Origin of the sequence: Comamonas sp. MYb69 (assembly GCF_037479315.1) — a bacterium.
Lineage (GTDB): Bacteria > Pseudomonadota > Gammaproteobacteria > Burkholderiales > Burkholderiaceae_C > Comamonas.
This window is the reverse complement of record NZ_JBBGZG010000010.1, coordinates 179,965-191,970: the sequence shown is the minus strand read 5'-3', so window position 1 is coordinate 191,970 and position 12,006 is coordinate 179,965. Positions and strand designations below refer to the sequence as shown.

Below are 12,006 nucleotides of genomic sequence, written 5' to 3'. Positions count from 1 at the left end.
GGCCACCGATGCAAGCACACCGTAAGCTAAAAGGCGCAGCATGCCTGTCTTGCGCAGCCGAGACACGGTATTGGCGCCAGTTCGCTGACAATCCCCTGATGCGTGATATGCTCAAGCCCAGTTTTTTTGTGTAAAAGCGGGCTTTAGTGCCCGCTTTTGCCGTGCAAGTTTTTTATTCTCCAAGGACCGTCATGAAATTAATTCTTTTGGGAGCACCCGGCGCCGGCAAAGGTACGCAAGCTGCCTTCATCTGCCAAAAATACGGTATTCCCCAGATTTCCACCGGCGACATGCTGCGCGCCGCCGTGAAGGCTGGCACGCCGCTGGGCCTGCAAGCCAAGGCCGTGATGGACGCCGGCCAGTTGGTCAGTGACGATCTGATCATCAATCTGGTCAAGGAACGTATCGCCCAGGCCGACTGCGCCAATGGCTTCCTGTTTGACGGCTTCCCCCGCACCATTCCCCAGGCCGACGCGATGAAGGCCGCTGGCGTCAAGCTCGACTATGTGCTGGAAATCGATGTGCCGTTTGAAGCCATCATCGAGCGCATGAGCGGCCGCCGCAGCCACCCCGCTTCCGGCCGTACCTACCACGTCAAGTTCAACCCGCCCAAGACCGAAGGCCTGGACGATGTGACGGGCGAGCCCCTGGTGCAGCGCGAAGACGACAAGGAAGAAACCGTCAAGAAGCGCCTGGATGTGTACAGCAACCAGACCCGCCCCCTGGTGGACTACTACAGCAGCTGGGCTGCACAAGACCCAGCCGCCGCCCCCAAGTACCGCGCCATCAGCGGCATGGGCTCGGTCGAAGAGATCACGCAACGCGCCATTGCCGCGCTGCAGGCCTGATAAGTCGCTCGGACTTATCCGCACCGCCACTGTCTTGCGACAGTGGCTTTTTTATGCCTGTCCCCGTCATCAGCAAGCAGGCCTTCGGTACCTGCGCTAACCCTTGGCGTGGGTCTGTGCCTGCACCAGCGCCAGCTGCAAACTCACCCGGCATTTGTAGGGTGTCAAGGCCACCGCCAGGTCCTTTTCCAAATCGGCCGCCCCGGGCAACACCGCATCGCTGATCACGCCATCGCTGCAGCGGCTGCTGCGCCATACCGGCAAACCTTGCTGGCGTGCACGCACCATGGCCTCCAGCAGCACCTGATGCACGGTGCCATTGCCGGTGGTCGCCACCACCAGGCCGTCGATGCCCTGTGCCTGTAGCGCCTCCACCAGCCCCGGGCGCAGTCCCGCGTGGCTGGTGACGATCTCCACCCAGGGCCAGGGCTGGCTGGCCGGCACTGGCAAGGCGGCCAGCCACTGGCTGCCGCTGTAGCCGTCTGCTGTGCCTGGTGCCTGCGGCGCATAGCCCTGGCGCAGGCGCACGGTCACACCATCTACCCAGCCCAAGAGGCCCTGCTCGCCCGAGGAAAAGGCCAGCAAGCGGTGCGGATGCACCTTTTGCAGCCAGCGCGCGCTGTGCAGCTCGCCGCCGCCCGTCACGGCCACCACCTCACGCAGCAGAGGTTGGCCATCCGCATCCAGCGCCGCTGCGGCAGCCACGGCGTCCTTGAGGTTCTGCGGGCCATCGGGCATCAAGGCATTGGCCGGGCGCATGGCGCAGGTCAGCACCACGGGCTTGGCCAGGCGCCCTAAAACGCAGTGCAGGAACCAGGCCGTCTCTTCGAGCGTATCGGTTCCGTGGGTGATAACAACAGCGCGCACGGTCTCATCGCGCATGGCCGCATCGCAGCGCTTGAGCAGCGCATGCCAGACCTCGTCATTCATGTCCTTGCTATCAATTTGCGCTATCTGCACCGCATCCAGCGGGCCTGCCGCAGCTGTCTCGATACCGCTCACACCCGCCAGCAAGGCCGCAATGGACAGCTGGGCTGCGCGGTATTGGCCGGGTTTCTCGGCATCATCGGCCATGCCGGCAATGGTGCCGCCGGTGCCGATGATCAAAATTTTTGGCTGCAAGGCTTGCCTCCTGCAAAAAACTGGTTAAAAATACAGGTACTGGATTGATATACAGGTGTTGGGATGCACAGTGGCTTTGCTTCTGCCCGGCACCGCAGATCACACGGAGATCTTATGCGAGACCATCCCAAACTGACCGCGCGCCAACAAGAAATTCTGGACCTGATCCAGACCGCCATTTCGCGCACCGGCGCCCCGCCAACGCGCGCCGAGATTGCCAGCAAGCTGGGCTTCAAATCGGCCAATTCGGCAGAAGACCACCTCAAGGCGCTGGCCCGCAAGGGCGTGATCGAGCTGGTCAGCGGCACCTCCCGGGGGATTCGCCTGCAAAGCGATACCGTGCGCTCCATCAATGCCGCTCGGGGCACGCGCTTCTCCTCACCGCTGGCAGGCGTGTCCAATGCCGCCGCTGGCCTCGGCCGCGTGGTGCAAGAGCTCGCCCAGCTGGCGCTGCCGCTGATCGGCCGCGTCTCGGCCGGCTCGCCCATCCTGGCGCAAGAGCATGTCGACCAAACCTATACCGTGGAGGGCGGCCTGTTCCAGCAGCAGCCCGATTACCTGCTCAAGGTGCGCGGTATGTCGATGCGCGATGTTGGCATCATCGATGGCGATCTGCTGGCCGTCAAAGCCACGCGCGAGGCCCGCAACGGCCAGATCATTGTGGCGCGCCTGGGCGATGACGTCACCGTCAAGCGCCTGCAGCGCACCAAGGACGGCATTGAGTTGCTGGCCGAAAACCCGGATTACCTGCCCATCATCGTGCAGCCCGGCGAGCCCTTCGAGATCGAAGGCATTGCCGTGGGCCTGATCCGCAACACGATGCTGAACTAGGCCTAGCGGCCCTTCCGGCCACTTCGGCCCTCCCTTTTCTGCGCAACCCCAGGTAGCGGGCGTTGTGGGCTCTTGGCCCACAGCCCTGGGGGATGCGCTCGCCCTGCGCAATCCTGCTGTTACCCGTATACCAAGGAGTCTCCTATGCTTGTAGCAGATGCATTGCGCGCGCTTGCGCCCTTTTCCCTAGTCGCTGGCCTGCCCTGGTTCCAGTCCATCCAGCGTGCCATTGTGCGCAGCAACCGCCGCCGACCCGGCCATGGCGCCGCCAATGACGGCCAGCTCGCCGCCCAGGTGCACTGCTTTGCCACCGCGTCCTCTGCCGCTGTACAGCGTGGCGCCGCCCAGCAGCTGAGCTTGCTCGATGGCCAGGGCCTGAACATGTCCGGCGTGGACACGTCCCGCGTGGGCTCCCCTGCCGATGAGGCCCCCGCACAGCGCCCCATCGACCGCATCCGCCTGCCGCGCAAGCCCGCTGCGCGCCGCCGCCTCTCGGTAGGCGTACAGTCCCACACCCGCCCCTTCCTGTCGGTGCAGCGCTGCAGCGCCCAGGCCGCCAACGATGCCCCCATCAAGATGTACTGGGCCCAACCGGCCAGCCTGCACCGCCAAAAGGGTATGCGCTGGGCCATGTCGGGCAGCATGGCCGATATCTGTGCCGAGCTCGAACGCCTGGAACGGCTGGAACATCTGCACGCCGTCTAAGCCGCTGCCCGGGCGGGGGGCCAAGTCTCGCCGCCAGCATGCGTTGAACGCTGCAAACAGGGCCAGGCGAGCCAAGGGTTTGGGCATGGGGCTCGGTGTTCCCGACCCGTCACCATGCCGCAGGCAGCCCGATGTGTCAGTTGGTGCGGCCGGCCAGGTGCGGCCGGCTAGACAACGGCCTACCGGAGGGATTCCAGAACGGCGCTGAGAAATTCCGGGCAATATGCAGGGCGGTTGCAACAGCGGCTCAGAGCTGCCCAGCCAGCAGCATCCCTTCCTGCCGCTCAGACCAGGCCATGGTGGCACAAGGCCCGCGTGCTCGGCAACCCGCGCTGTCAGCCATCTCTGTCTGCTGCCCACTTGCGCCAGCCTCTTGTCCTGTCAGCGCGCAGCAGCCAAAGCCTCCAGCGCCTGCTGCTTGAATGGGGCCAGTTGCTCGCGCAACGCATCTCTTGCGCCATCCAGCGCAGCAGCCACCGCGTCAGGCCCAAACACCAGGCCTTGCAGCAACACAAAATGCACATTGCGGATGCCAATGGAGGCCAGCGCATAGCGCAGATAAGGCGTCAAAAAGTCTTCCTGCTTGGCACGGGGCCCCGTATGGAAGCCGCCGGAACTCACCAATACCAAGCTAGGACGGTCCTTCATCAAACCAATCTTGCCTTCGGGCGTGGATGCAAAGCTGCGGTGGATACGGATCACATGGTCCAGCCAGAGCTTGAGCGTGGCCGGCACCGCAAAGTTGTGCATGGGGGTCAGAATCATCAGCAGATCGCTGTCTTCCAACTCTTTGATCAGCGTTTCCGACCAGGCCAGCGCGGGTGCATCTGCGCTGGCATTGGCGGTGATTGCCAGTGCATAGTCGCGGCTGATCGGCGGTATCGGTGTCGCCACCAGATCGCGCTCCAGCAGCGGCTGCTGCGCTAGGCCCAGCTCGCCCAGCATATCGGTCGCCAGTTGGTAGCCATGGCTGGCCTGGCCATGGGGGCCACAGTTCAAGAGCAAGGTACGGGTCATCAGTCGTCCAATCGTTTGAAAATAATCACACCCCGGTGTCCAGCCAATGCCTGGGGCATCAAGCCGCCCTGCATTTGCAGACCCAGGCCGCCAGCGTGGTCCGTCCCAGGCGAGCGGGTCCCGTGGGCAGCAAGCTGTCACCGTCCAGCAACGCCCCCCGATACAGAGCGTGGGCATCGCCCAGCACTTCCCGTGGGTCGCCGCGCAAGCGCAGGTAATGCTGCATCCAGTCGGCCATCGCCATCTTCTGGGGCCCGGCCACCTCCATGCAGCCATCCAACGGCTGCGCCAGCGCTGCATCGGCCACCAGCATCGCCAGGTCCTCTGCGGCCATCGCCTGCATCTGCGCTAGGGGCATGGTCAGCGCGGTGCCGGCTGCGCCGCCCTGTGCCAGCTGCGCCAGACTTTCGTACAGGGGTGCGGCACGCAGCACGGTGTAGGGTGTGCTGCCCGCCTGGATCAGCTGCTCTCGCAGCGCCAGCGCCTGGTAGTAGCCGCTGCGCTGCAAGCGCTGCACCCCCAAGGCCGACAGCGCAATATGGTGCGCCACAGCGGCAGCCGCAATGGCGGCATTCAGCTGGCGGCATGCGCACGCCCAACCCTCCAGCGCGTCGGTCGTATCCAGCACAGGCGGCTCCCGCACATCCATCAGCACTTCAACACCATGCAGCGCTGCTGGCATATTGGTGTCTGCATCCGCGACCACCGGGTAGCCCAGCTGCCGCAGATTGCTGACCACCTTCGCGCCCAGCGGCCTGCAGCCGCCCAGAACCAGGATTTTCATAGCCCGCCTTGCGCCACGCCGGGAGCTAGCTTCTTAAACCGGCATCTTGCGAAAGGCAATCGCAAAGCGGTTCCAGCTGTTGATCGAGGTGATCACGGCGGTCAGCTCCATCAGCTCGGCATCCGTGAAGTGGGGGCGCACAGCGTCCCAGACGGCGTCGGGCACATGGTCGTGCGAGACAAGCGTCAGCGCCTCGGTCCATTCCAGCGCAGCACGCTCACGGTCGCTGAAGAAAGGCGTCTCGCGCCAGGCGGCCACGGTCGCCAGGCGGCGGCTGGATTCGCCGGCCTTGACCGCATCGGTCACATGCATGTCCAGGCAGAAGGCGCAGCCATTGATCTGCGAGGCGCGCAGGCGCACCAGTTCCTTGAGCAGAATATCCAGGCTGCCCTTGGCAATCTGGTTTTCCACGCCCATCAGGGCCTTCATGATGGCGGGGTCGGCGGTGTAGAAGTCGAGTCGGGTTTGCATAGCTATCTCCATCCAGGGTTGCGTCGGTGAATTCCGTTGCTGGTAGCCAGTATGCGATGGTCTTGGCCAAGCCAAAAGAGCCAAGAAATGCAAAAATGACTAGGCCATGATCTCTACCCCTCCCAACGCCCACCCTGAGCCAGCGCTGCAGCTGCAGATCGACCGCAGCCTGCAGCTGCCCATGTACCTGCAGATCTGCCAGCGCTTCAAAACCGCCATTGCGCAAGGCCATCTGCGCGCCGGCGACCGGGTGCCTGCGTCGCGGGCGCTGGCCACCGAGCTGAACCTGGCGCGCGGCACCGTCGATCTGGCCTACCGCATCCTGGCCGATGAAGGCTATTTCCAGGTCCGCGGAGCGGCGGGCACCGTCATATCACCGAGCCTGCCCCCGGCTGCCACGGCCCCGGCGCCGCAAGCCATGGCCCAGCCACCGGCCGCCGATATCGTGGACCACGACGGTCTGCAGCCCCGCCCCCTGCAACTGGGCCTGCCGGCGATCGATGCCTTTCCGCGCAAGGTCTGGAACCGGCTGGTCACCCACCGCCTGCGCAGCAGCGAGCCCTTCCGCCTCGCCTACCCCAACCCGCAAGGCGATGAGGAGCTGCGCCAGCGCATAGCGGCCTACCTGGCGGTGTCGCGCGGCGTGACCTGCGTGCCCGAGCAGGTCTTTGTCACCACCGGCCTGCGCAACACCTTGGAGCTGAGCCTGCGCAGCCTGGCCAGCCCTGGCGATGCCTTCTGGTTCGAGGACCCGGGCTATATCCTGGCGCGGCCGTTTTTGCAAAATGCCGCCGTGCAGATCGTGCCGGTGCCCGTCGATGCCCAGGGCCTGCAGGTGGATGCGGGCCGGCAGCTGAGCCCCTATGCGCGTTTTGCGATGGTGACGCCTTCGCACCAAAGCCCGCTGGGCGTGACCTTGTCGCTGGAGCGGCGCATGGCGCTGCTCGAATGGGCGCACGAAGCCGGCAGCTGGATCATCGAAGACGACTATGACAGCGAGTTCCGCTACCAGGGCCGGCCCCTGCCTGCCCTCAAAAGCCTGGACCGGCAGGACCGCGTGATCTACGCCGGCACCTTCAGCAAGGTGATGTTTCCCGGTCTGCGCCTGGCCTACGCCGTGGTGCCGCTCGAAGTCGTGCCCCGCTTTCAGGCCGTCAGCTCCAACCTCAATGCCGGTTGCCCCTACCTGCTGCAGGCCAGCGTGGCCGACTTCATGGCCCAGGGCCACTTTGCCCGCCACCTCAAGAAGATGCGGCTCTTGTATGCCGAGCGCCGCGCAGTCGCACAGCGCAGTTTTCAGCAAGTGCTGGGCGATCGCCTGCGCATTGACTTGCAGCCCGGCGGTCTGCACTTGCTCGGCCAGATCCAGGACGTCGACAACGACAGCCTGGTGGCCCAGCGCGCCCGCGCGCTAGGCCTGGCCATGCACCCGCTGTCGCGCTGGTATATTGATGCCGCGCCGCGCCAAGGCCTGTTGATGGGCTTTGCCAATATCACGAGCGAGGCGCAGGCCTTTCAGCTGGCCCGTCAGATTCAACAAGCCTTTGGCTAGGGGGAAGAACGCTGCGTTATCCCTTGAACTCAGGGGTGCGCTTTTCAAGGAAGGCGCTCACGGCTTCACGGTGGTCGGCCGTCTGGTGGGCCAGCGCCTGGTAGGCGGCTGACAGCTCCAGCAGCGAAGACAGGCTTTGGTGCATGCCTTCACGCATCAGCTTCTTGGTCATGCGGGTGACCTGGGGCGGGTTGGCGGCAATCTCGCTGGCCAGGGCGTTGGCGGCGTTCAGCAGTTCCTCGGCCGGCACCACCTGCGACACGAGGCCCCACTGCAAGGCGGTGGCCGCATCGATCATGCGGCCGGTCAGCGACAGCTCGGCCGCACGCGCCATGCCAATCACCCGGGGCAGCAGCCAGGCGCCGCCATCGCCGGGGATGATGCCCATCTTCACAAAGCTCTCGGCAAACTTGGCCTTGTCCGAGGCCACGCGCAGGTCGCACATGCAAGCCAGGTCCAGGCCCGCGCCTACTGCCGCACCATTGATCGCCGCGATGGTAGGTACTTCCAAGTTGAACAGCGCCAGCGGCAGGCGCTGGATGCCGCGGCGGTAGTCATCGCGGATGCGCATGCCATCCACATCGCCAAAGGACTGCTGCTGCATGGTCTTGATATCGCCGCCCGACGAGAACGCCGGGCCCTCGCCCGTCAGGATCACCGCACGCACGCTGCTGTCGGCTGCAATCTTCTCGCAGGCGGCCAGAATCTCGGCCACCGCCGTGTTGCCGGTCAGCGGATTGCGGCGCTCGGGCTGGCTCATCGTCAGGGTAACGACATGGCCTTGCTGTTCGTACTTCAAAAATGCAGTCATGGAAGGGGCTCCTGGTTCCGGGTAGGTCTCGATGTGCTCAGCGCTGTGCGCCGAATGAGCCAGAGCATACGGTTAAAGCCCGCATGCGCCTGCATATCAGCTGAGTGCAATTTGGTATTGGACGCTGCCCAAAAACGGCCCTAGCCTGCATGGATGCTGGGGCAGGCAGCGCCCCACATGCCGAGAACTACATGCTGCCTAGGAGACAGTTGATGCCCATATCCCGACGCCAGTTCCACCACCGTCTTGTGCAATGGGGCGCAGCCGCCAGCCTGGCCAGCCCCTGGCTGGCACGCGCGGCCGATGCCCCCTTGCGCTGGGTCGTGCCCTACCCCGCAGGCGGCGCCGCCGACCAGATCACCCGCATCGTGGCCCAGGATGTGGGCCAGAGCACGGGCCAGCCCATCGTCATCGAGAACAAGGCCGGCGCCGCCGGCATGATTGCGGCCGAGACGGCGCTGCGCGCCCCCGCCGATGGGCTCACCTTCTTTGTCGGCTCCAATGCGCCGCTCGTCATCAACAGCGCCATCTACGCCAAGATGAGCTATGACCCGGTCAAGGATTTTGTGCCCGTTGCGGGCCTGGGCAAGGCGCCTTTGCTGCTGGTCACCCGCAAGGACCTGGGCGCCAGCGATCTGCGCGCGCTGATCACGCTCGCCCAGCAGGCGCAGCGCCAGGGCAAGACGCTCAGCATGGGCTCGGCCGGCAGCGGCAACATCACCCACCTGGCGGGCGAATATGCCGCCGAGCGCATGGGCTTTCAAGTGACGCATGTGCCGTTTTCCGGCAGCGCACCGGCCATCACCAGCATGATGGGCGGCAATGTGGACATCATGTTCGACGCGCTGCCCTCCTGCATGCAGCAGGCCATTGGTGGGCGCATCGTGCCCCTGGCCATCCTGGACAAACAGCGTTTTGCAGCGCTGCCCCAGGTGCCCACCCTGGCCGAGCTGGGCTTTGGCGATACCGAGGCCAGCGCCTGGTTTGGCGTGGTGGCCCGCAGCGGCACGCCGGCTGACGCAGTGGCGCGCATGGCCCGGGCCATCAACCAGTCCCTGGCCAAGCCCGATGTGCAAGAGCGTCTGCGTCGCATAGGTGCGCAGCCGATTGCGGCCAGCACCGCAGAATGGGGGCAGTTTGTGGCCTCCGAGCGCGAACGCTGGATACCGGTGGCCCAAAAGCTGGGCATCCGCGCCGAATAGCCCCCGCTGCCGCCCCTGGCCCGCCCTACCGTTTTATTGTTGAAAACCGACTGATATGACCGCCCTGACCCTGAGCATGCATGGCACCACCGCCGTGCTGACGATGAACCGCCCCCAGGCCCGCAATGCGCTCGACGAGCAGATGCGCGAGGATTTCAGCCGCCTGATCCCGCAGGTGCGCGATGACCGCGCGATCAAGGCCGTGGTGCTGACGGGGGCCGGCGGCCATTTCTGCGCCGGCGGCGATATCAAGAGCATGCAAGCGGCCGTTGCCGGCAAGCAGGATGTGTTTGACAGCCGCAACCGCATGCTGGGCCTGCACCGCTGGTTTGACGAGCTGCTGGACATGGAAAAGCCCGTCATCACCGCCGTGCAGGGCAGCGCCTTTGGCGCCGGCCTGTCGCTGGCCCTGGCGGGTGATTTTGTGCTGGCCGCGCCCTCTGCCAAGTTCTGCTGCGTGTTTGCCAAGATCGGCTTTGTGCCCGATCTGGCCGGCATGTATTTGCTGCCGCGCCTCGTGGGCCTGCAAGCGGCCAAGGAGCTGGCCTTCACGGCCCGTGTCGTCGCCGCCCCCGAGGCGCAGCAGATGGGCATGGTCTACAAGATCACCAGCGAAGACGTGCTGGCCGACGCGCTGGCCTTTGCCGAGCGCTTTGCCAGCGCACCAACCGAGGCCATGGGCTACACCAAACGCGTGATGAACCGCGCCTTTGAGACCCAGCGCGACGAGATCTACCAGCAAGAAGCGCTGGCCCAGACGCTGTGCCGCGAAAGCGCCTTCCACCAGGAAGCCATCGCCCGCTTTGTGGGCAAGCAGCCGCCGCTGTTCCAGTGGCAGGATTGAGCACGTGATCTGAATGCGCAGCTGCAGTGGCCCTGGTGGGTTGCTGCTGCGTCAGATCAGTACTTCACATTGACAATCGTCGCCTGCAGCAGCGCCACCACCTTGGGTGGCACTGCCGCATCTGCGCCATAGGCCAGCACCTCACCGCTGCACACCGTCAGCAGCTTGCCGGCGTTCACCACCTTGCCAATGGCGACAAAGCGCTCGCCAATCGCCGGCCGCATCAGGTTGATCTTGAACTCGGCCGTGACCACCTCATAGCCCTCGGCCGCCACCGTCAGCGCCGCATAGCCTGCCGCGCTGTCCACCACGCTGCTGACGGCGCCGGCATGCAAAAAACCATGCTGCTGCGACAGCACCTTTTGGTAGGGCAGCGCAATCTGCACCTCCCCCGGCTGCACGGACAGCAGGCTCGCGCCCAGGGTCTGCATCAGCCCTTGGGCATGGAAGCTGGTGGAGATACGTTCAAACAATGCGTTCATGGTGGTGTGCCTGGTGGCCAGGACGGGGTCGTGATGGGCCAATCTAGCATGCGCTGCCTCCCAATGCGCGGCCCCGCGTCCTGCACATGACAGCCGCCTTTGCCACTATGCTTGCGTCCATGGACAGCCCCCAACTCCTGATCGTCTACCACAGCCACACGGATGGCAGCCGCCAGATGGCCGAGGCCGCGCACGCCGCCGCCAGCCAGGCCGGGGTACAAGCACGCCTGCTGTGCGCGCCCGATGCCGGGCCTGCCGATGTGCTGGCCGCCAGCGGCTACCTGTTTGTCTGCCCCGAGAACTTGGCTGCGATGAGCGGGCTGATGAAGGACTTTTTTGACCGCTGCTACTACGCGGCGCTGGGCCGCATGGAGGGCCGGCCTTATGCCGCCCTCATCTGCGCTGGCAGCGATGGCAGCAACGCGGCGCGCCAAATTGCCCGCATCGCGACCGGCTGGCGGCTCAAGCCCATTGCCGAGCCGCTGATTGTCTGCACCCATGCCCAAACGCCCGAGGCCATTGCCGCGACCAAGCAGATTGGCGCGGACGATCTGCAGCGCTGCCGCGAGCTGGGCGAAGCCATGGCCGCAGGTCTAAGCATGGGTATTTTTTAAAGCAGGCCCGCATCCCCAGCCAGGGCGGCTTGGCGCGTACCATAGCGCATCCCCACACCATAAAACGGCCCCCGATGCTCTACGTCATTCTCAAAACCGTGCACCTGCTGTCCATCATCGTCTGGCTGGGCGGCATGGCCTTTGCACATTTCTTTCTGCGCCCTGCGCTGCAGCAACTAGAACCGCCTCAGCGCCTGATGCTGATGCGCGATGTGCTGGGGCGCTTCTTTGCCGTGGTGCTGGTCATCATCGCCACCGTGCTGCTGTCGGGCATCGGCATGATGGGCCTGGTCCATACCATGGCCGCGCAGGCCAGTGCCAAGTTCAGCATGCCCGTCTCCTGGATGGTGATGGCCGTGCTGGGCCTGGCGATGATGGCCGTGTTTGGCCATATCCGCTTTGCGCTGTTCAAGCGCCTGGACCGCGCCGTCAATGCCAAGGACTGGCCGGCAGGCGGCAAGGCGCTGGGCCAGATTCGCCAGCTGGTAGCGCTGAACCTGGCGCTGGGCGTAGTGATTGTGCTTTTTCTGCGCGTACCGCTGTAAGAACCTGTTCAAACAGTGCCAAGCCGCAGCGGCGCCCCCCCCCCCCCCCCCGCCCCCGCCCCCGGCCCCTATCACCCCCCCCCCGGGGGCGGCACGCTTTAATTTTTGAGACAACCCCACGGCAGGTCTCCATCACAAAATACGTTGTTGCTATCGGCTGGCCCGTTGCGGCCTAGCC

At 65.0% G+C, this 12,006-nt stretch carries 14 protein-coding genes; 8 read left to right on the top strand and 6 right to left on the bottom strand.

All coding sequences use genetic code 11. The features are described from left to right. The first annotated feature begins 191 nt into the window (after positions 1 to 191). The gene (gene adk / locus WH303_RS15425) at positions 192 to 848 is read left to right on the top strand and encodes an adenylate kinase (RefSeq protein ID WP_116926871.1); all 657 of its coding nucleotides are present in this window, start codon (positions 192 to 194) and stop codon (positions 846 to 848) included. 96 nt (positions 849 to 944) lie between these two features. Here adk and WH303_RS15420 read toward each other — a convergent pair whose 3' ends face one another. After that, positions 945 to 1,970: an asparaginase gene (locus WH303_RS15420; protein WP_339519582.1), complete on the bottom strand. Its 1,026-nt coding sequence runs from the start codon at positions 1,968 to 1,970 to the stop codon at positions 945 to 947. 114 nt (positions 1,971 to 2,084) lie between these two features. On the opposite strand from WH303_RS15420, the gene lexA reads away from it, so the two are divergent. Both lexA and WH303_RS15410 read left to right on the top strand, forming a co-directional pair. Further along, positions 2,085 to 2,801: a transcriptional repressor LexA gene (lexA, locus tag WH303_RS15415; RefSeq protein ID WP_339519581.1), complete on the top strand. Its 717-nt coding sequence runs from the start codon at positions 2,085 to 2,087 to the stop codon at positions 2,799 to 2,801. 144 nt (positions 2,802 to 2,945) lie between these two features. Beyond that, positions 2,946 to 3,506, top strand: a complete 561-nt coding sequence (locus WH303_RS15410; RefSeq protein ID WP_339519579.1) for a hypothetical protein — start codon at positions 2,946 to 2,948, stop codon at positions 3,504 to 3,506. Between the two features lie 381 nt (positions 3,507 to 3,887). On the opposite strand, the gene WH303_RS15405 is transcribed toward WH303_RS15410, so the two are convergent. Genes WH303_RS15405 through WH303_RS15395 form a run of 3 tightly spaced genes read right to left on the bottom strand, consistent with a single transcriptional unit; the run spans position 3,888 to position 5,778 of the window. Beyond that, positions 3,888 to 4,523, bottom strand: a complete 636-nt coding sequence (locus WH303_RS15405) for an FMN-dependent NADH-azoreductase (RefSeq protein WP_339519577.1) — start codon at positions 4,521 to 4,523, stop codon at positions 3,888 to 3,890. 58 nt (positions 4,524 to 4,581) lie between these two features. After that, complete coding sequence (locus tag WH303_RS15400; protein ID WP_339519575.1) at positions 4,582 to 5,307, bottom strand: SDR family oxidoreductase; 726 nt, start codon at positions 5,305 to 5,307, stop codon at positions 4,582 to 4,584. 33 nt (positions 5,308 to 5,340) lie between these two features. After that, positions 5,341 to 5,778, bottom strand: a complete 438-nt coding sequence (locus WH303_RS15395; protein WP_027010670.1) for a carboxymuconolactone decarboxylase family protein — start codon at positions 5,776 to 5,778, stop codon at positions 5,341 to 5,343. Between the two features lie 106 nt (positions 5,779 to 5,884). Between WH303_RS15395 and pdxR the strand changes: the two genes are divergently transcribed. Further along, complete coding sequence (gene pdxR, locus WH303_RS15390) at positions 5,885 to 7,330, top strand: MocR-like pyridoxine biosynthesis transcription factor PdxR (protein WP_339519572.1); 1,446 nt, start codon at positions 5,885 to 5,887, stop codon at positions 7,328 to 7,330. Positions 7,331 to 7,346: 16 nt separating this feature from the next. On the opposite strand, the gene WH303_RS15385 is transcribed toward pdxR, so the two are convergent. Next, positions 7,347 to 8,141 carry a crotonase/enoyl-CoA hydratase family protein gene (locus tag WH303_RS15385; RefSeq protein WP_339519570.1) on the bottom strand — a complete coding sequence of 265 codons (795 nt, stop codon included), beginning with the start codon at positions 8,139 to 8,141 and terminating at the stop codon, positions 7,347 to 7,349. 212 nt (positions 8,142 to 8,353) lie between these two features. Here WH303_RS15385 and WH303_RS15380 point away from each other — a divergent pair, with 212 nt between their 5' ends. Together WH303_RS15380 and WH303_RS15375 are read left to right on the top strand one after the other, a co-directional pair. After that, the gene (locus tag WH303_RS15380; RefSeq protein WP_339519567.1) at positions 8,354 to 9,343 is read left to right on the top strand and encodes a Bug family tripartite tricarboxylate transporter substrate binding protein; all 990 of its coding nucleotides are present in this window, start codon (positions 8,354 to 8,356) and stop codon (positions 9,341 to 9,343) included. Positions 9,344 to 9,398: 55 nt separating this feature from the next. Beyond that, positions 9,399 to 10,187 carry an enoyl-CoA hydratase/isomerase family protein gene (locus tag WH303_RS15375; RefSeq protein ID WP_339519566.1) on the top strand — a complete coding sequence of 263 codons (789 nt, stop codon included), beginning with the start codon at positions 9,399 to 9,401 and terminating at the stop codon, positions 10,185 to 10,187. A gap of 56 nt (positions 10,188 to 10,243) precedes the next feature. Here WH303_RS15375 and WH303_RS15370 read toward each other — a convergent pair whose 3' ends face one another. Then, complete coding sequence (locus WH303_RS15370; protein WP_339519564.1) at positions 10,244 to 10,669, bottom strand: PaaI family thioesterase; 426 nt, start codon at positions 10,667 to 10,669, stop codon at positions 10,244 to 10,246. Positions 10,670 to 10,788: 119 nt separating this feature from the next. Between WH303_RS15370 and WH303_RS15365 the strand changes: the two genes are divergently transcribed. Together WH303_RS15365 and WH303_RS15360 are read left to right on the top strand one after the other, a co-directional pair. Then, positions 10,789 to 11,283 (top strand): flavodoxin family protein, encoded by a 495-nt coding sequence (locus WH303_RS15365; protein ID WP_339519562.1) that lies wholly within the window; start codon positions 10,789 to 10,791, stop codon positions 11,281 to 11,283. 74 nt (positions 11,284 to 11,357) lie between these two features. Next, positions 11,358 to 11,828: a CopD family protein gene (locus WH303_RS15360; protein WP_339519560.1), complete on the top strand. Its 471-nt coding sequence runs from the start codon at positions 11,358 to 11,360 to the stop codon at positions 11,826 to 11,828. The last annotated feature ends 178 nt before the right edge of the window (positions 11,829 to 12,006 follow it).